This is a genomic window from Streptomyces sp. NPDC047515, from assembly GCF_040643055.1.
Taxonomy (GTDB): domain Bacteria; phylum Actinomycetota; class Actinomycetes; order Streptomycetales; family Streptomycetaceae; genus Streptomyces.
The window spans coordinates 181,562-199,843 of the sequence record NZ_JBEYTM010000010.1; the positions used below are offsets into that span (position 1 = coordinate 181,562).

Below are 18,282 nucleotides of genomic sequence, written 5' to 3' on the forward strand. Positions count from 1 at the left end.
CGGTGCCGCGGTCGCCGGGACGGGCGGTGGTGCGGCCGGTCAGCGGCAGACAGCGAGCGCGTCCAGCGCCACCGCGCCCTGCCCCCGCCCCAGCACCATCAGCGGGTTGATGTCCAGCTCGGCGAGGTCGTCGCCCAGTTCGAGCGCCATCCGCTGCACCCGCAGCACGACCTCGACGAGCGCGTCGACGTCCACCGGTGGGCCGCCGCGTACGCCCTCCAGCAGGGCCCGGCCGCGCAGTTCGGCCAGCATCGACCGCGCCTGGTCCTCGCCGAACGGTGGTACGCGAACCGCCGCGTCGTGCAGCACCTCGACCAGTACGCCACCGAGCCCCACCGTCACCGTCGGTCCGAACAACGCGTCCTGCGTGACGCCGACCATCATCTCGACGCCCCGCTCGACCATCTGGCAGACCAGGATGCCGTCCAGCTCGATGCCCTCGTACCGCGCGATGTCGGTCAGTTCGCGGTACGCGTCGCGCACCTGGCTGGCGGAGGTGAGCCCGACCTTGACCAGGCCCAGCTCGGTCTTGTGGGCGAGCCGGGCGCCCGACGCCTTCATGACGACCGGGTAGCCGACCAGCCCCGCGGCCCGGACGGACGCGGCGGCGCTGGTCACCAGCTGCTCGCGCGGAACGCGGATTCCGTATGCCCGCAGCAGTTGCTTCGCCGCGTGCTCGCTCAGCTGGTGCCCCGGGCGCATCAGCGCCTGCGCCTTGCGGAACGAGGGCGACGGCGTGCGCGGCGCCTCGTCGAAGGGGGAGCGGTAGGAGCCGGCGAACCGATGGTGGTCCAGATAGGCCTTCACGGCGGTGATGCAGTTGCCGAAGGTGCGGAAGGTGGCGACGCGGGACGAGCCCAGCAGCGTCGTGCGGTAGGCCTCCTCCGTACCCACGGGCGAGCCCCACACCACGCACACCAGCTTGTCCGTGGTCTCCGCCGCGTCCACCAGGTCCTGCGCGAGTTTGTCGCTCATCGGGGGGAAGGGGCCGGTGATCGGACAGATCAGGACCCCGACGTCGGGGTCGGCGAGGATCGCGTCGATGATCCTCCGGCCGCGCCAGTCGCCGACCGGGTGGCCGCCGTTGTCGACCGGGTTCGCCACGTTCAGATAGTCGGGAATCCATTCGTGCAGCTCGCGCTGTTTCGCCTCGGAGAGGGTGGGCAGCTTCAGTCCCGCACCGGTCGCCAGATCCGAGAAGTGCGCGCCCGTGCCCCCCGAGATCGAATACACGACGACCCCGTCGGCCTGTGGTTTCCGCGCGCGGGCCAGCAGGGCCGCGGTGTCCTGGAGTTCGTCGAGCCCGTCCACCCGGATCACGCCGAACTGCCGCATCGCCGCGTCCACCACCTGGTCGGCGCCGGTCAGTTTGCCGGTGTGTGACGCGGCCATCCTGGCCCCCGTCTCGGTACGCCCCACCTTGACCGCCACCACCGGAACGCCGGCCCGTGCCGCGCGGTCCGCGGCCAGCAGGAAGGAGCGCCCGTCCTTGAGTCCCTCGACGTAGCAGGCGATGGCCCCGACCTCGGGGCGCTGCGAGAAGTACGAGATGAAGTCCGCGGTCTCCAGATCGGCCTCGTTGCCCGTGGGCGCCCAGTGCGAGAGCCGCACGCCCAGCTCCTGAAGGGTGTAGACAGGGCGCCCCTGGTGACCGGACTGGGTGATCAGGGCGATCGCCGGCCCGTCCAGGTCGTCCCGGAACCTCTCGAAGGCGTTGAGGTTGGTATTCGGCCCGAGCAGCCGCAGCCCGGACCGTTCCACCGCCGCGGCCAGCCGTGCCTGGGCGGCGGCTCCCTCCTCACCCGTCTCGGCGAACCCGGAGGCGAAGGCGACGGCGAACTTCACCTTGGCCTGTGCGAGTTCCTCGATCACCGGGAGCGGATCACCGACCAGCAGCACGGCCAGGTCGACCTGCTCGGGCAGGTCCGCGACGGAGGGGGAACAGGCCCGCCCGAACACGGACTCCCGACCGGGATGGACGGGATACAGCCGTGCCCCGACGCGCTCGGCCCAGCCGATCAGCTGTCGGGTGATCCCGGTATTGGGCCGACCCTCGGTGTCGGACGCGCCGATGACGGCCACGGACTCGGGCCGGAAGAACCGGTCCAGGTCCGGTACGGGGGCGTGCAGCGGGCGGCCACTGACATCGAGATCGCCCTCCGCGGCGGCGGCCGCCATGCTGTGGACGACGGCGTTGGGCTCTTCGCCGCAGGCCACCACCCTGGCGCGGAAGTCGGTGGTGAGGGTGCCGTGAGTCGATCCAAGCATCGTTCCGCCCACTCCTGCTAGAGGTCCGTCGGGTGATCGTGCTCGGCCAGCCAAAAGCTGACGCCCTGTCAGGTTACTGAACTGACGGCCCGTCAGGAATGGGTGTGCAGGCAAAGGCTGATCCGGACGCCCGGACATCCATTCCGGATTCCGGGACATGGCCGGTGGCCGGGGTGCCGGGACAGGCTTCCTGTATGACAGACAAAGCACAGGCAGCACAGGCAGCACAGGGAGCACCGAGGGCGCAGGCGGCGCAGGACGTGCGGCAGGCGCAGGATGTACGGGAAACGCAGGATGCGAGTCGGGCGCGGGGCACTCGTACGGACCAGCCCGTACTCGTCATCGGCGGTACCGGCAAGACCGGGCGCCGGGTCGTGGACCGGCTGCGGGAGCAAGGGGTGGAGACGCGGGTGGCCTCGCGCTCCGGGGCGACGCCGTTCGACTGGGACGACCGGGGGACCTGGGACGCGGCGCTGGAGGGGGCCGCGGCGGCGTACATCGTTCCGCTGGACCTGACTCCCTCCCGGACCCCCGCCCTGGTGGGGCGGGCCGCGGCGGCCGGGATCGGGCGGCTGGTGCTGTTGTCCGCCCGGGGAGTCGACGTGCCGGGGTACTTCGGCGACTCCTACGACGGGACCGGGCCGCACCTGGAGGGGGAGCTGGCGGTGCGGGCCTCGGGGGTGCCGTGGACGATCCTGCGGCCCGGGTGGTTCGCGCAGAACTTCAGTGAGGGGGTGTTCCTCGACGGGGTGACGGGCGGTGAGCTGGCGCTGCCCGCGGGGGACGGGGCCGCCGCGTTCGTCGACGCGGACGACATCGCGGACGTCGCCGTCGCCGCGCTTACCCGGCCCGGTCACGAGGGCCAGGTGTACGAGCTGTCCGGGACGAGGGCGCTCACCGTCGACGACGCGCTGGCCGAGATTGCGAAGGTCACCGGGCGGCGGGCCGCTTACGTCCCGGTCCCCGAGCAGGAGTTCCGGGCCGGACTGGTCGCCCAGGGGATGGCCCCGGAAGAGGCGGTGCTGTGGACGGACGCGATGAAGCCGATCCGTACGAGCCAGGAGGCTCCGGTCGTCGACGGCGTGCGGCGTGCGCTGGGGCGCGAGCCGCGGGACTTCGGCGAGTTCGTGCGCAGGGCGGCGGACGCGGGCGCCTGGACCGCCTGAGCCCGGGGCCCGGGATCTTCCTGGGAGCGGGGCAGGGCGTCAGCCTGCCGGGGACTCCCGGTCCGGCTCGCCCCGTGCCCCGGGCGCACGGCGGTAGGCGCTCGGGCTGACGCCCCGGACCCGCTTGAACGCCGCGCTGAAACCGAACGCGTCGGCGTACCCCACCCGGCGGGCCACCGCCGCCACCGTCAGGTCCTGGCGGCTCAGCAGGTCGGCGGCGAGCGTCATGCGCCATTCGGTCAGATACGCCACCGGGCCCTCCCCGACCAGCTCCGTGAACCGTTTGGCGAACGTGGTCCGTGAGACCCCGGCCCGTGCGGCCAGCTCCGCCGTCGTCCACGGATGCGCCGGGGCCTCGTGCAGGGCGCTCAGGGCCGGGCCGGCGATCTCGTCGCCGAGGGCGTGGTACCAGGCGGGCGGGGCCGCCTCCGGGCGGTCGAACCAGTCACGGAGCGTGCACACCAGCAGCCAGTCCAGCAGCCGGTCCAGCACGATCTGCCGGCCCGGCCGCGCCCCGCCGATCTGCGTCTCCAGATAGTCGCGCAGCGGCGCACAGTCCTCTTCGTCCGGTACCACGAGCACCGGCGGAAGGACCCGGAGCAACCGCCGCGGGACCTCGGCGCGCACGTCGTAGGCGGCGGCCAACAACACAGTGGGGCCGCTGAGTTCGTCCGGCGGCGCCGGGTCCGTTCCGGGGCCGGTGCCCCAGTGCACCTCGTGCACGGACGCGCCCGGTTCCGGGCCCGTATCCGTGGCCGGTGCGTCGGTGAAGACGAACGGGGCCGGGCCCCGCACGATCGCGGCCTCGCCGGCCCGCACCCGGCGCGCGGCGAGATCACCACTGCTGTTGCCGTCTGCCGCGCCCTTACCGGCGCCGTCCCCTCTGCCGCCGTCCGGGACGATCCACCCCTCGCCGCGCAGCGGCATGCACAGGGTCAGATAGGCGCCGTCCGTGAACCTCAGCGACCACGGCGGATAGAGCACCGAACGACCGAAGAGCGACCCCTTCCCCCGCACGCCACGCAACAACTCGTCGAACACGTCCATGCGGCAACGGTACGCAGACGGGGCGGCGAACGGGGTGTCGGAAGGGAAGCCGCTCGGCATGGACGTGACGGCCCTTGCCCCCGGCCCCCCCCCGAACGGTCAGCCCGTGCGTGACAGCCTCTTCGCGATCTTCCGTGCGTCCAGGGCCATTTCACGGAACATGCCGCTGATCGGGTTGGTGAACCCAGTGAAGTACAGGCCGGGCGCCTGCTTGGGCGTTCGGCCGCCGTGCACCACCGGTCGGCCCCGGGCGTCCAGTACGCCGAGGTGGCCGACCAGCGCCTCCAGGGTCCGGTGGTAGCCGGTCGCCGCGATCACCGCGTCCGGGGTGATCCGTTCTCCGTCGGCCAGCACCACCGCGTCCTCGTCGAACGACTCGACGGCCGCCACCGGCACCACCCGGCCGCCCTTGACCGCGTCGATCAGCCCCACGTCCTGTACCGGAATGGCGCCGTCCCTGACCCGTGAGTACAGGCCGGTGTCCGGGCGCGGGAGCCCCTGCGCGGCGAGGTCGGGCACGGCGATCCGGGCCATCAGGGGCCCGGCCCGGTCGACCAGCCGGACCGGCAGTCTGCGTACCAGGATGCCGGTCGCCTGGGCGGGCCAGCCCGCGGTGGAGCGGCGCACGATGTGCGGCACGGTGCGCACGGCGATCCGTACCCGGGACGCCCCGCCCTCCACCAGGTCGACGGCGATCTCGGCGCCCGTGTTGCCGATGCCGACGACGAGGACGTCCCGGCCGGCGTACGGGGTGGGGTCGCGGTAGTCGCAGGCGTGCACGAGGTCGCCCGTGAAGGTGTCGCGGCCGGTCCAGTCGGGGACGCGCGGGGTGTGGTTGTAGCCGGTGGCGACGACGACGGCCCGGCCGGTCAGCATCCGGCCGCCGGTCGCGGTCAGCTGCCAGCCCGCTCCGTCCGGGGCCCGGTCGACCCGGGACACCTCGACGCCGGTCACCACTTCCAGCTCGTGGTGCTCGACGTACTTCTCCAGATAGCGCACCACATCGTCCCTGGCCACCCAGCGTCCGAACCGGCGCGGCATCGCGAGCCCCGGCAGCGCGGACCGGCGCCGGGTCGTGTGGAGGTGCAGCCGGTCGTAGTGGCGGCGCCAGGACGCCCCCACGTTCGCGGACTTCTCCAGCACGACCGCCCGTACCCCCAGTTCGCGCAGGGCCGCCGCGGCGGCGAGACCGCCCGGACCGCCGCCGATGACGTACACGGGCCGGTCCTCGGTGAGGTCGGTGGGGCTACCGGCGGTAAGTGCGCTGTCGGACATGGTTCGGAGCGTAATCGCGCACTCGGTTGATGGGTCTCGGTCAAGACCGGAATCGGTTGCGAATCGATCACGGGTGTGTGCCTCCCGCGCACCTTCCGCACGCCTCTTGCGTGAGCCGCCCCCATCGGGTGAACTGACGTACCGTCAGATTCAGTGAATGGGAGGCCCCATGCAGACGATCTGGCTCGGCGGAGCCGAGTGGCTCGCCGTTCTCCGGATAGGCCTCGGCCTGTGGTGGCTGGAGAGTTGGCGGCACAAGGACAAGAAGGGCTGGTTCGAGCGCGGTACGGGCATCGCCTGGGCCGCGGACGTGGCGGGCAAACATCGGTGGGCGGCCGTGCGCACCGGCTTCCGGCGTATCGTCGCCCCGCGCCCCAAGGTCATGGCCTACTTCGTCGTGTACGCCGAACTCGCGCTGGGCCTCGGCCTGATCACCGGATTCCTCACCCCTGTCGCCCTCGTCGCCGGACTCCTTCTGAACCTTCTCTATCTCGTACTGATGATCCACGACTGGGCCGAGCAGGGGCAGAACGCGATGATGGCGCTCATCTCGCTCGTCGCGCTGTTCGCGATGTCCTGGCAGACCTGGTCCCTCGACGAAGCGATCGGACTCTTCCTGTGACCACGGCCGCCGTACGTTTCGACCTCCCCGAGCCCGACGCCTTCACCCGCCCCTACTGGGACGCCGCCGCCCGGGGGCAGTTGCTGTTGCGCCGCTGCCGCGCCTGCGGGCGCGCCCACCACTATCCCCGCGAGTTCTGCCCGCACTGCTGGAGCGAGGACGTCACCTGGGAGCGGGCGAGCGGAGACGCCACGTTGTACACATGGTCCGTCGTCCACCGCAACGACCTGCCGCCGTTCGGTGCCCGGGTCCCGTACACCGCCGCCGTCGTCGACCTGGCGGAGGGGCCGCGGATGATGACACAGATCGTGGAGTGCGAGGAGTCGGACCTGGCGATCGGCAGGCGGCTCCGGGTCGCCTTCCGGCACGAGGAGGGCGGGGAGGCCGTCCCGGTCTTCCGGCCGTGGGGCTCCGCCGCCCACCCGGCATGACTCAACGCGACCTGCCGCGCCGCAGCTTCCACCGCTCCCACACGCTGGGGTGGCGGACGACCACACCGCCCATGCCGGCCGTGCCGGTGACACGGATCAGCGGGGCACCCGGGAGCCGCCCCGCCGTGGTCCGGTCCTTGACGCCGCCCATGGCGGGATCGACCTCGTCGGTCTCCGCGGTCCAGCCCGCGGGGATGGTGATCCTGACCCCGCCCATCTGCCCGTCGACCTCCAGCTCGATCTCGCGCAGCCGGCACTCGGTCTGCGTGAAGTCGAGCCTGGCACCGCCCATGCCGCCGTCCACATCGATGTGCGTGGGCACCTTCCAGCGCCCGGTGCGCGCCGTGCCGTGGATACCGGCCCTGAGGACCAGCGGCTTCCCCGCGTCCTGCGGCGCGGGCCCCAGGTCGGCGGTGAGGGGCGCCAGCTCGGCGTAGGTCTTGGCGACCAGCGCCTCGCCCAGTCGCGTGTCCAGCTCGTCGAGGTCGATACGGCCCTCGGCCGCGGCCTCCCTCAGCTGGTCCACCACCGCCTCGCGGTCGGCGTCGGACGCGCGCTGCCCACCGGCGGGGTTGGCGTGCTCAGCAGTCATGAACCTGATGATACGGATGGGTTCGGCGCCCGGCTCAGAATCCGGGCGCCCCCCACACGGGGAACCACCGGGCCAGATCCTTCTCCATCCGGAGGTCGTCCCCGACCACCGCCCTGACCTGCAACTCCAGCTGGTTGTCCCGCTTCTCGACGCCGCCGGGCAGGGGTGCGAACGGATAGAACGTGCCGCGCTTGTAGAGATAGACCAGGGCGAGCGGACGCTCCCGCTCGTCCCGGAAGCCGATCAGCGAGCAGAGCAGCTGCGGCCCGAAGCCGCCGTCCTGGAGCAGGGTGTTGACCGCGTGCAGATCGTTGACCAGGGAGGCCGTGTCATCGGCCGGTTGGCGGGCGAGCAGCCAGGTGTAGCCGTACGTGTCCTGGCTGAACTCCACCGGGATGCCGCCCCGGCCGGTGTCGGCGTCGAGCAGTTCGCGCACGTCCTGCTGGATGCGGGCGAAGGTGCCGCCCTCGACGCCCGCGAAGCAGACCGAGCCGAGACCGGTGGGGGTGAAGCCGGCGCCCGCCTGGAGGGTGAGGGCGGCGGAGGGCACGGCGAAGAGCTGGTCGAGGTCGGGGCGGACCGGCTTGCTGCGGCCCAGGATGGTGTCGAGAAGACCCATGGACGTTCCTTACGGGCGGGCGAGATCGGCGGAGATACGGGCCAGCTGGTCGAGGCGCTGTTCGAGGGTCGGGTGGGAGGAGAGCAGTCGGCTCAGGCTCTCCTTGGAGGAGAACGCGGGCATGAAGTAGAAGGCGTTGTACGGCTCCGCCTTCCGCAGGTCCTCGGTCGGGATGCGGGCCATCTGACCGCTCACCTTCGTGAGGGCGGAGGCGAGCGCCGAGGGGCGGCCGGTGAGCAGGGCGGCGGTGCGGTCGGCGGAGAGCTCGCGGTAGCGCGAGAGCAGCCGGGTGAGCAGGAAGCTGAGGCAGTACACGACCGCGCTGGCCAGCGGGATCAGCATGATCGCGATGCCGACGGGGTCATTGCTCCGGCTGTTGCGGGAGAGGCCGCCCCACAGGGCGACGCGGGTGATGATGCCGGCGAGCACACCGAGGAACGAGGCGATCGTCATGACGGCGACATCCCGGTGCGCGACATGCGACATCTCGTGCGCGAGCACACCCTCCAGCTCCTCCGGCTCCAGTCTGCGGAGCAGACCGGTGGTGGCGCAGACGAGGGCGGACTTCTCGTTCCGGCCGGTGGCGAAGGCGTTCGGCACATCGCTCTGGGCGATCGCCACCCGGGGCTTGGGCATGTCGGCCAGCGCGCAGATCCGGTCGACGGTGCCGTGCAGTTCCGGGGCCTCCTCGGGGGTGACCTCACGGGCGCCCATGCTGAACGCCGCGATGCGGTCGCTGAACCAGAACTGCGCGATGAACATGCCGCCGACCAGGATCAGAATGATCGGCCAGGCGCCGCGCAGCACCGCGAGCAGCACGCCGACCAGGACCACGTACAGCAGTCCGATCAGGAACATGGTGGTCACCATGCGTGTGGTCAGCCCGCGGTCAGCGGCGTAACGGGAACGGGTTCGGCTCATCAGTGCCTCCAGTCGTCACCTGTCTCCACCTGTCTCCCATAGTGCTCCTTCGCTGTCTCAACCGAATAAAACGGCGGTCTGCCGGGGCGGTGTCCGTTCGTGGGCCGCCCCGTCGACGGACGCCGCCCCGGCAGACCGCCGGGACAGGCTCTCAGGGCCAGAGCAGCTCCCGCGTCCAGTCCGCGCCGTCCCGGCGGTAGCGCAGCCGTACGTGGCGTCGCTCCGCGTCGCCCTGGAAGAACTCGACCTCCTGCGGCTCGACCACGTACCGCGTCCAGCTCGCGACCTGCGCGTCCGGCTCGGCCCGCGCCCGCTCCCAGGCGGCGTCGGCGGTCCGGGCCAGCTCCTCCCGCGAGCCCAGCACCTCGCTCTGCGCCCCGGTCAGCGCCGCGGCGAGGGCCCCGGTCGAGCGGGCGTGCAGATCGGCCAGGCTCTCCGTCCGGCTCGTCTCGGTGACCGGCCCCCGTACCCGTACCTGCCGCCCCTGCGCCGGCCAGTAGAAGGCGAGCGCGGCGTGCGGGTGGGCGGCGAGCTGGCGGCCCTTCGCGCTGGTGCGGTGTGTGGCGAAGTGCCAGCCGCGCTCGTCCGCGCCGTGCAGCATCAGCGTCCGCACGTCGGGGCGGCCGTCGGCGTCGACGGTGGCCAGTGACATCGTGTGCGGCTCGGTCTGCCCGGCGGCCACGGCCTCGGCGAACCAGGCGTGGAAGAGGGGCAGCGGGGCGGAGGGCGCGGTGTCCGGGTCGAAGGAGGGAAGGTCCACGTCCCAGACCCGCTGGGCGTGGAGCAGGTCCAGGAAGTTCTGCTGTGCGTGGGGTTCCCGCGCGTGTGCTCTCCGTGCGTCGGTCCCCCGCGTGCCGGTCCCTTGCGTGTCGGTTCCCTGCGTGTCGGTTCCCTGCGTGTCGGTCCCCTGTCCGTGGGGCCTCTGTGCGTCGCTCATGGCCCTATTGCAGCGCATGGCCGGCTTGGAGCCGCTTCCCTTCGACGGGGACGCCGCCGTCCGCGGCGTGACCGCCCCCTCACCCCCGCCCCAGCACCACCGTCCCGGACGAGCAGAACCAGCCGCCCGTCCCCGACGCCACCGCCAGCTCGGGCAGCCGTCCGCCCGCCCTGCGCACCTGGCGCTCGCCCGCCTCGCCGCGCAGCTGTCGTACCGCCTCCACCAGCAGGAACAGCCCGCGCATCCCGGGGTGGCAGGCGGACAGGCCACCACCGTCGGTGTTGACCGGCAGCTCGCCCGCCAGGCCGGTCCGGCCCTTCTCCACGAACGCGCCGCCCTCGCCCTTCGCGCAGAACCCCAGGTCCTCCAGCGTCACCAGCGTCATGTAGGTGAACGCGTCGTAGATCTCGGCGAGGTCGATGTCCGCGGGCCGTACCCCGGCCCGTTCGAACGCCAGGCGGCCCGAGACCGCCGCGGGGGAGACCGTGAAGTCGTCCCACTCGGACATGGTGGAGTGCGAGACGTGCTCACCCGTACCGAGGATCCACACCGGTTCCTTCGCCGTGTCCGGTACGTACTCCTCGGCGGCCAGCAGCACCGCGCAGCCGCCGTCACTGCGGATGCAGCAGTGCAGCTTGGTGAACGGGTCCGCGATCACCGGCCCCGACAGCACGTCGTCCACGGTGATCGGGTCACGGAACATGGCGTCCGGGTTGGCCGCCGCGTTCGCCCGTGCCTGGACCGCCACCTCGGCGAGCTGCTCCAGGGTCGTCCCGTACTCGTGCATGTGGCGGCGGGCGGCCATCGCGTACTTGGCGACGAGCGAGTGCCCGTACGGCACCTCGAACTGGAGGGGGCCGCGCGCCCCGAAGGAGAGATTGGACGTGCGGCGGCCCGCCTTGATGTCCGCGCGGGCCGTCGACCCGTACACCAGCAGTACGGCATGGGCGTGACCCGCCGCGATGGCGTCCGCCGCATGGGCCGCCATCACCTCCCAGGTCGAGCCGCCGACCGCGGTGGAGTCCACCCAGGTGGGTTTCAGCCCCAGATACTCGGCGACCTCGACCGGGGCGAGCGTGCCGAGTCCGGCGGAGCCGAAACCGTCGACGACGGACCGGTCCAGGCCCGAATCGGCGAGCGCCCGGCGGGCGGCCTGGGCATGCAGGGCGTACGGCGTGGCCTCGTCGACGCGTCCGCAGTCGGCGAGGGATATGCCGACGACAGCGACCTTGCGGTGGGAAGAAGGCATGAATCTGACGGTACATCAGATTCGATGGGTGCGGACCGCCCGGTAAACGGAACTCTCCCGGCCCCACCCGCCCCTTCCGCTGCGCGACTCTGGGCATCTCGGGGATTCACCCCTAGCATGACGGGCCGTCAGATCAGAGGCCGGAGGCCCCTGACGGGAAGGAGCCCGACGATGGATGCCGCCTTCACCGCGGAGCAGGAAGAGGTCCGCCGCGCCCTGCGCGAGCTGCTCGCCGAACGCTGCGGACCCGCCGACGTCCGCAGCGCCGTGCGGACCGCCGACGGGTACGACGAGGCCCTGTGGCGTCAGCTCGCCCGGGACCTCGGCCTGCCGGGACTGGCCCTCCCCGAGGAGTACGGAGGTGTCGGCCGCGGCCTTGCCGAACTCGCCGTCGCCTGCGAGGAGGCCGGTCGCGTCCTGCTGCCGTCGCCCCTGCTCCCCACCGCCGCGCTCGCCGCGCCCCTGGTCGCCGCGCTCGGCACCGAGGCCCAGCGCGCCGCCCTGCTGCCGGGCATCGCCGCAGGCGAACTGGCCGCGACCCTCGCCGTGCCCGGCGGCTCGCTCCCCACCGCGCTCGGCCTCACCGGTGACCCCACAGGCGGCGCCTGGGCGGGTGGCGGCCGGGCCGGCGGCGTACAGGCCAGGCCGGTCGCCGGTGCGGAGGGCTGGCGGCTGTACGGCGAGGCCGCCCAGGTCCTCGGCGGGCACAGTGCGGGACTCCTCCTGGTCGCCGCCCACACCGGCGGCTTCCCGCGCAGCCGTACGCTCCTTTTCCTGGTCCGCCCGGACACGGCGACCGGAGTGGTCCGCACCCGCCTGACCCCGCTGGACGAGACCCGCCCGCTGGCCCGCGTCGAACTCCGCGACGCCGAGGCCGAACTCCTCGGCGCGGACGACACCGTGGACGTGACGGACGCACTCGCCTCGGCCGGGCGCGGGGTCGCCGCCCTGCTCGCGGCGGAGGCGGTGGGGGCGGCGGCGGGCGCGCTGGAGCGAACCGTCGGACACGTCAGGGCGCGCGAGCGGTCCGACGGAGCGGTCGGCTCCTTCCAGGCCGTGGAGCCCCGCCTCGCGGATCTGTACGTACGGGTGGAGGCGGCCCGCTCCGCCGCGTACTACGCGGCCTGGGATCCGGCGGCCGGGGGCCTCGCCCTCGCCCAGGCGCTGGAGGCGCTGCGGATCACCACCGCCGAGGCCGTCCAGCTGCCCGGCGGGATCGGTTTTGCCGGGGAGTACGAGGCACATCCGTACTTCAAACGGGCCGCCGCCGACGAACTGCTCTTCGGCCCCGTTCACCGGCTCCGCGACCACGCGGCGCACCGGGCCTGGCTGTTCGCGCCGTCGAACAACGGGCAGGCGTCCGTCGGTCGGGCGTCCGCCGGTCAGGTGCCCGCCGGGCGGCCGCCCGTCGGCCCGGCGTCGTCCGCCTCCGGATCGGCCGAGCGGGTGGCGGTCTGATGGCGCCCGGCGTCCGGCTGATCCAGAAAGTGTCCTCCACCCGCACGTTCGCGAGGATCGCCCCGCACGTCGTCCCCGCCATGGACCGTGCGGTGCACCGGCTCACCCGCGGAAAGATGCTGCTCAGCGCCCGGATGCTGCCGGGCCTGATCCTGACGGTGCCGGGCGCGAGGAGCGGACGGCCCAGGACTACTCCGCTGGCCTGCATGCCGGAGAAAGGGGCGGAGCAGAGCTGGATCCTGGTCGGCAGCAACTTCGGCCGTCCGGGTCATCCGGCCTGGACCGCGAATCTGCTGGCCGGGCCCGACCGGGCCGTCGTCAACTGGCAGGGCCAGGACGTTCCGGTGCGTGCCACGCTGCTGGAGGGGGCGGAGCGGGAGGCGGTGTGGCGGACGGCGCTGAAGTTCTGGCCGCCCTACGCGACGTACCAGGCGCGGGTCGAGCGGGAGATCCGGCTGTTCAGACTGGAACGGCGGATCGACTCCGGGGTCGACGGGGTATGACCGGGCCGATGGGGGCTGACGGGTCCGACGGGGTCTGACCAGGCCGCGTGCGGCCGGACGCGGACGCGGAGGCGAGCGGTGGGAGAAGCGGTGGGCGGGGAGGGTGCTCACACGGTGCCCGGTGCGGGGGTGCAGCCCGGTGTGAAGTGCGAAAACAGTCCGTGGAAACGGCTGTTGGGGCGATCCGTGGAAGGGTCCGGGTGCACCGACGGCGGACCACATGCGTGGTCCGCCGTCGGTGAGACAGGACCTGGGACGCCCGGAGCGGCTGCGCGGTACCCGGTGCGGGTAGCGGCCCGGTGTCGGCGTTACTTCGTCGGCTTCTTGCCGGTGATGCCCAGATGCACCAACAGTGCGAGATTCGGCTTGAGTTCGGCCTGCTTCACGCCCCAGGTGGTGAAGCCCTTCTGGTGCGAGGCGACCGCGGCCAGCATCGCGACCAGTGAGCCCGCCATCGCGGCGGCGCTGACGTCCTTGTCGACCTTGCCCTTGGCCTGGAGTTCCTTCACCGCGTCCGTAAGGGAGTTGGTGACCGAGTTCAGGATCTTCATGCGGATCTTGTAGAACCGCTTGTCGCCCTCGGCCGCCCCGAGGTCGACCACGCGCAGGATCGCGTCGTGATGTCGCCAGAAGTCGAGGAATCCCTCGACGAGTTCTTCGGCGGTCTGCCAGCCGGCCTTGCCGACCCAGGAGCGGCCTGCGACCAGTTCGGTCAGTCCGGCGCCCTCCTTGGCCATTTCTTCGGCGATTTCGAGGACGGCGCCCTCGACGTCGGGGAAGTATTGGTAGAAGGTCGCGGGTGAAGTCCCCGCCTTCCGGGCCACGTCGATAACTTTGACGTCCCGGTACGGCGAGGAACTGAGCATCTCGCTGAGGCAGTCGAGCAGCTTCTGCCGCGTCGCCTGTCCGCGTCGACCGGCCACGCGGCCGTCGACGGTGCGTACTTGTCCTGTCATGCCGTCAGCTTACCGAGGGGTGATCGGAGCGCGATTCGGCCGACTGCAAATGGGGAGCGCCGCAGACGCGCCGGGGGGAGTGGCCGGATATCGACGCATGCGCCCCACCGGGGATAAGTCTTATCAACAGCCTGTGGATAACTTCGGTGGATAACTTTCTGTGACACGGTGAGCAAGGAGCTCGTCTGTTCGGAAATGTGTTCGATGTGAACGGGTCGGGGGGCGGCGCGTGCCACCCGCGGTTACGTTTGCTGTGACGAGCGTCACCGTGGTGAATCGCGAGCGGCTGGGAACGGCCGCGGACAACTGCGAACAAACCGCGAGCCGGCGGCGAACGACCGCGAACGACCGCGACGGAGGGACCGGGCCCATGGCCGCATTCGCGCAATCCGCGCCGTGCTGGGTGGACGTGCAGCTGCCCGACCTCGAAGCGGGCAAGCGCTTCTACGGTGAGCTGTTCGGCTGGACCTTCCGGGCCGGGGACGGTCCGTACGCGGACGCCTTCAGCGGCGGGAAGCTCGTCGCCGCACTCGCCGCCAAGCAGGACGGCCGGATGCCCACCGCCTGGGGGATCTACTTCGCCACCGATGACATCGTCGCGTCCGTCGCCCGCGTCAGGGAGGCGGGCGGCCAGGTGATCACCGACCCTGTACGGGCCGGCCGGGCCGGAGCGGTCGCCCAGGCGGCCGATCCCGGCGGAGCGGTCTTCGGGCTCTGGCAGGCCGGGGAACGAGAGGGCTTCGAGAAGCAGAACGAACCGGTCTCCTTCTGCTGGACCGAGGTCTACACCCGGCAGAAGGACCGCGTCGACGCCTTCTACGAGGAGGTCTTCGGCTTCCAGGGCACCGATCTCGGCACCTCGGGCGAGCAAGAACCCCGCGGGGAAGAACCAGACGAGAAAGAGGCCGGTGGGGGAGAGGCCGGCGGGGGAGAGGCTGGCGGGGGAGAGGCCGGCGCCTCCCGGTCCGGCACGGCGGAGTCCGGCGGCGGCGTCGACTTCCGCATGTGGTCCCCGGCGGGCACGGAACCGGGGCCGGACACCGCGGTCGGCGGGCGCAGCGTCATCACCGACGCCTTCCCGGCCGAGATGCCCAGCTACTTCCTCAGCTACTTCGCCGTCGAGGACTGCAACGCCACCGCCGGACACGCCGTACGCCTCGGCGGCCGGATCTCCGCACCGCCCTTCGACATCCCGTACGGGCGGATGGCGGTCCTCCAGGACGATCAGGGTGCCGTGTTCGCCGTACTTCAGCCCCCTGTGTCCGAGAAGAGGGCAGAGTGAGCTGTGACACCCCGGTCCGCCCCCGGGTTCGCAACCACGGCCTCAGCCAGGAACAATCGGGGTGCGCACCGCCGGGTGGTGCCCAGTGGTGAGACGCCGCACAGGGCGGGTTTTCGCGGGCTTCTGTTCCTGAGGCCCGTACGGGGAGGTGGCAGGGCAAGTGGTGGAGCAGCTGACGCGGCACGACCCGAGACGGATCGGTCCGTTCGAGGTGCTGGGACGGCTCGGGGCCGGTGGCATGGGGCTGGTCTATCTCGCCCGCTCGGCTTCGGGCCGGCGGGTGGCGATCAAGACGGTACGCACGGAACTTGCCGAGGACCAGCTGTTCCGGGTCCGCTTCACACGTGAGGTGGAGGCCGCTCGGGCCGTCAGCGGCTTCTACACGGCCGCGGTGGTGGACGCCGACCCGCGGGCCGCGGTGCCGTGGCTGGCCACCGCCTATGTGCCCGCTCCTTCGCTCGAAGAGATAGTGACCGAGTGCGGGCCCATGCCGGTCCAGGCGGTGCGCTGGCTGGCCGCCGGTATCGCCGAGGCGCTGCAGTCGATCCACGGTGCGGGGCTCGTTCACCGCGACATGAAGCCGTCGAACGTGCTCGTCGTCGAGGACGGCCCGCGGGTGATCGACTTCGGGATCGCGTCCGGGGTCTCCAACACCCGGCTGACCATGACGAACGTCGCCGTCGGCACGCCCGCCTACATGTCGCCCGAGCAGGCGCGGGACTCCCGCAGCGTCACCGGCGCCAGCGACGTCTTCTCGCTCGGCTCGACGCTGGTCTTCGCCGCCACCGGCCACGCGCCGTTCCACGGCGCCAACCCCGTCGAGACCGTCTTCATGCTGCTGCGCGAGGGCCCCGATGTGGAGGGCCTGCCCGACGAGCTCCGGCCGCTGATCGAGTCCTGCATGCAGATGGACGCCGGGCTGCGGCCCACCCCCGCCGATCTGCAGGCCCAGCTCGCCCCGCACCTCTTCGCCTCCGGCGGCGACGACAGCGGTACGGCCTCGGCCTGGCTGCCGACCTCCGCCACCGCCATGATCGAGCAACGCCGCGGCGGAGGCCGCAAGCCCGCTGCTCCGGCCCCGGTCCCGCCGCCGCCCCCGCAGCCCCCGGGCGCCGGCCGGGACCCCGCCTGGCGCAGCGGCGGAGACCTGCGCTCCTCGGCCGCCGCGGCGGCGCGGCTGCCCGACGCGGGCGGTCCGGTACGACTGGCCGGCGCGAAGGTGCCCATCGGCCCCGGCCCGCGCGCCCAGGACGTCCGGGCCACCGCCACGGCCACCGCGGACGCCGGCCCCGCGACCGGCTGGGTGCGCCCGCCCACCGGGGCGAACGGCGCGGCCCCCGCCGCCCCGCTGCCCGCGCCCGCGCACGCCCCCGAGGTCGCGCCGGCGGCCCCGGACCGCTGGCGGCCCTGGCGCTTCCGGATGTCCAACGACGTCTGGGGGACGCCCGTCGTCGCCGGAGACCTGCTCTACGTCACCTCGTTCGAGGTGCACGCCCTGGACGTGGGCAACGGGCGCCGCCAGTTCAAGACCCGGGACGTGGCCTGGGTGATGGCGGTGGAGGGCGGTCGTATCCACGCCTCCGACGGGCCGTCGCTGTACGCCCTGGACGCGGTGACCGGCGCCGAGCGCTGGCGGCTGCAGACCGACGCCTGGGTGTACTCCCTCAAGGCGGACCGAGGCACCGTCGTCACCGGCACCCGGGGCGGTGGCGTCCAGGCGTGGGAGGCGTCCACGGGCGAGAAGCTGTGGGAGAGCGGCGGCGTACAGACCGACTTCGAGACGGCGCAGGACGGGCCCGTCGTCCACGACGGCACGGTCTACCTCTGGCAGGACGCCCGGCTGCGCGCCGTCGACGCCCGTTCCGGCATCGAGCGCTGGTCGTACCCGATCGGTGACGCGGCCTCCTGCGGCGGGGTGCCGGTCCGGGTGACCGCGGCGCCGGACGGCTTCGTGTACGTCAGCGCGGGGGCCCGGGTCCTGGCCGTCGACACCGCGTCCGGCCATGTCCGCTGGCACTTCGAGTCGCCCGCCGTCTTCCTCTCGCCGCCCACGTTCGCGCCGGGGCCCGCGGTCACCGGCGGCGGCGTGTACCTCGCCGACTACCTCGGCACGGTGTACGCGATCGACGCCTCGACGGGCAAGGACCGCTGGCGCATCGCCACGGAGGCCCGGCAGTCGATCGAGCCGGTCCTGGTGACGGGCGGGAACGTCCACGTCGGCAGCGGCAGCGCGCTGTACACGCTCGACGCGGTCACCGGCACTCCGAAGTGGCGGTTCGCGGCGGGCGGCGAGGTGGTGGGCGGCCCGGTGGTCGCCGACGGCCGGGTCCACTTCGGCTCCGCCGACCACGTCCTGTACACCGTGGACGCGGCGGGCGGCCAGCTCCGCTGGAAGCTGGCGACCGGCGGCGAGATCACGGGTTCACCGGTGGCACGGGGCGGTGTCGTGTACGCGTGCAGCAAGGACCGCTGCGTGTACGCGCTGGACGCGCTGAAGGGCACGGGCACGGGAAACCGGGCCCGGACGTAGCACCTGGGCGTGGGGCCCGCGCCTCAGAGCCTGTCGGGTGGCCGGTTGATTACGCTGCGATGTAGTCCTCGACGGTGTTGGCTCGTGCGGTCTTGCGGTGGGATTCATGGCTCCACCGCAAGGACTGCCCGGCGAGCCGGACGAGCATCAAGCGGATCATTGCCACCTTGATCATGGCCTCGGAGGTCGCGGTCAGCCGTTCGTAGTCGCGGGCCAGCCGGCGGTTTCGGACCAGCCAGCCGAAACTTCGCTCCACCACCCAGCGGCGGGGCAGGACCTTGAAGCCCTTGACGTCGTCGGTCCGCTTCACGATCTCGACGACGATGTTCAACGCATCCCGGGCCCATGAAAGGAGCGTGGAATCAACGGAGTTGGCGTATCCGCCGTCGGCCCACACCAGGCTGACCGTGCGGAATCCCTTCACGA

At 72.3% G+C, this 18,282-nt stretch carries 17 protein-coding genes; 7 read left to right on the forward strand and 10 right to left on the reverse strand.

What is annotated here, in order from left to right; all coding sequences use genetic code 11:
* Window positions 1–39: 39 nt before the first annotated feature.
* Window positions 40–2,268, reverse strand: a complete 2,229-nt coding sequence (locus ABZ826_RS11820) for an acetate--CoA ligase family protein (protein WP_361445970.1) — start codon at window positions 2,266–2,268, stop codon at window positions 40–42.
* A gap of 194 nt (window positions 2,269–2,462) precedes the next feature.
* Between ABZ826_RS11820 and ABZ826_RS11825 the strand changes: the two genes are divergently transcribed.
* Window positions 2,463–3,434, forward strand: coding sequence for an NAD(P)H-binding protein (locus ABZ826_RS11825; protein ID WP_361445973.1), 972 nt, complete (start codon window positions 2,463–2,465; stop codon window positions 3,432–3,434).
* A 39-nt stretch (window positions 3,435–3,473) separates the two neighbouring features.
* Here ABZ826_RS11825 and ABZ826_RS11830 read toward each other — a convergent pair whose 3' ends face one another.
* Window positions 3,474–4,481 (reverse strand): AraC family transcriptional regulator, encoded by a 1,008-nt coding sequence (locus ABZ826_RS11830; RefSeq protein WP_361445976.1) that lies wholly within the window; start codon window positions 4,479–4,481, stop codon window positions 3,474–3,476.
* A 99-nt stretch (window positions 4,482–4,580) separates the two neighbouring features.
* Window positions 4,581–5,756, reverse strand: a complete 1,176-nt coding sequence (locus tag ABZ826_RS11835; RefSeq protein WP_361445979.1) for an NAD(P)/FAD-dependent oxidoreductase — start codon at window positions 5,754–5,756, stop codon at window positions 4,581–4,583.
* 169 nt (window positions 5,757–5,925) lie between these two features.
* Here ABZ826_RS11835 and ABZ826_RS11840 point away from each other — a divergent pair, with 169 nt between their 5' ends.
* Window positions 5,926–6,378 carry a DoxX family protein gene (locus tag ABZ826_RS11840; RefSeq protein ID WP_361445982.1) on the forward strand — a complete coding sequence of 151 codons (453 nt, stop codon included), beginning with the start codon at window positions 5,926–5,928 and terminating at the stop codon, window positions 6,376–6,378.
* Complete coding sequence (locus ABZ826_RS11845) at window positions 6,375–6,809, forward strand: Zn-ribbon domain-containing OB-fold protein (RefSeq protein ID WP_361445985.1); 435 nt, start codon at window positions 6,375–6,377, stop codon at window positions 6,807–6,809. Before ABZ826_RS11840 ends, ABZ826_RS11845 begins: the two co-directional genes overlap by 4 nt.
* 1 nt (window position 6,810) lies before the next feature.
* Here ABZ826_RS11845 and ABZ826_RS11850 read toward each other — a convergent pair whose 3' ends face one another.
* The 5 genes from ABZ826_RS11850 to ABZ826_RS11870 form a co-directional block, all read right to left on the reverse strand.
* Window positions 6,811–7,401, reverse strand: a complete 591-nt coding sequence (locus tag ABZ826_RS11850; RefSeq protein WP_361445988.1) for a DUF1707 domain-containing protein — start codon at window positions 7,399–7,401, stop codon at window positions 6,811–6,813.
* 34 nt (window positions 7,402–7,435) lie between these two features.
* On the reverse strand, window positions 7,436–8,020 hold the full coding sequence (locus tag ABZ826_RS11855) for a hypothetical protein (protein WP_361445991.1): 585 nt from the start codon (window positions 8,018–8,020) through the stop codon (window positions 7,436–7,438).
* Between the two features lie 9 nt (window positions 8,021–8,029).
* On the reverse strand, window positions 8,030–8,941 hold the full coding sequence (gene htpX, locus ABZ826_RS11860; protein WP_361445994.1) for a zinc metalloprotease HtpX: 912 nt from the start codon (window positions 8,939–8,941) through the stop codon (window positions 8,030–8,032).
* Window positions 8,942–9,092: 151 nt separating this feature from the next.
* Entirely contained in the window at window positions 9,093–9,878 is a 786-nt protein-coding gene (locus tag ABZ826_RS11865) for a pyridoxal 5'-phosphate synthase (protein ID WP_361445997.1), read from the reverse strand.
* 79 nt (window positions 9,879–9,957) lie between these two features.
* Complete coding sequence (locus ABZ826_RS11870; protein ID WP_361446000.1) at window positions 9,958–11,127, reverse strand: acetyl-CoA acetyltransferase; 1,170 nt, start codon at window positions 11,125–11,127, stop codon at window positions 9,958–9,960.
* Between the two features lie 171 nt (window positions 11,128–11,298).
* Between ABZ826_RS11870 and ABZ826_RS11875 the strand changes: the two genes are divergently transcribed.
* Both ABZ826_RS11875 and ABZ826_RS11880 read left to right on the forward strand, forming a co-directional pair.
* A complete protein-coding gene (locus ABZ826_RS11875) occupies window positions 11,299–12,585 on the forward strand; it encodes an acyl-CoA dehydrogenase family protein (RefSeq protein WP_361446003.1) in 1,287 nt (428 codons plus the stop codon).
* Entirely contained in the window at window positions 12,585–13,088 is a 504-nt protein-coding gene (locus ABZ826_RS11880) for a nitroreductase/quinone reductase family protein (protein WP_361446006.1), read from the forward strand. The genes ABZ826_RS11875 and ABZ826_RS11880 overlap by 1 nt, the downstream gene beginning before the upstream one ends.
* A 308-nt stretch (window positions 13,089–13,396) precedes the next feature.
* Here ABZ826_RS11880 and ABZ826_RS11885 read toward each other — a convergent pair whose 3' ends face one another.
* Window positions 13,397–14,044 (reverse strand): TetR family transcriptional regulator, encoded by a 648-nt coding sequence (locus ABZ826_RS11885; RefSeq protein ID WP_361446009.1) that lies wholly within the window; start codon window positions 14,042–14,044, stop codon window positions 13,397–13,399.
* Window positions 14,045–14,414: 370 nt separating this feature from the next.
* On the opposite strand from ABZ826_RS11885, the gene ABZ826_RS11890 reads away from it, so the two are divergent.
* Both ABZ826_RS11890 and ABZ826_RS11895 read left to right on the forward strand, forming a co-directional pair.
* Window positions 14,415–15,326 (forward strand): VOC family protein, encoded by a 912-nt coding sequence (locus ABZ826_RS11890; protein WP_361446012.1) that lies wholly within the window; start codon window positions 14,415–14,417, stop codon window positions 15,324–15,326.
* Between the two features lie 160 nt (window positions 15,327–15,486).
* On the forward strand, window positions 15,487–17,856 hold the full coding sequence (locus ABZ826_RS11895; RefSeq protein WP_361446015.1) for a PQQ-binding-like beta-propeller repeat protein: 2,370 nt from the start codon (window positions 15,487–15,489) through the stop codon (window positions 17,854–17,856).
* Window positions 17,857–17,905: 49 nt separating this feature from the next.
* Here the strand turns inward: ABZ826_RS11895 and ABZ826_RS11900 are convergent.
* Window positions 17,906–18,282 (reverse strand): transposase (locus tag ABZ826_RS11900; RefSeq protein ID WP_361446018.1); only part of this gene is annotated, 377 nt, incomplete at its 5' end.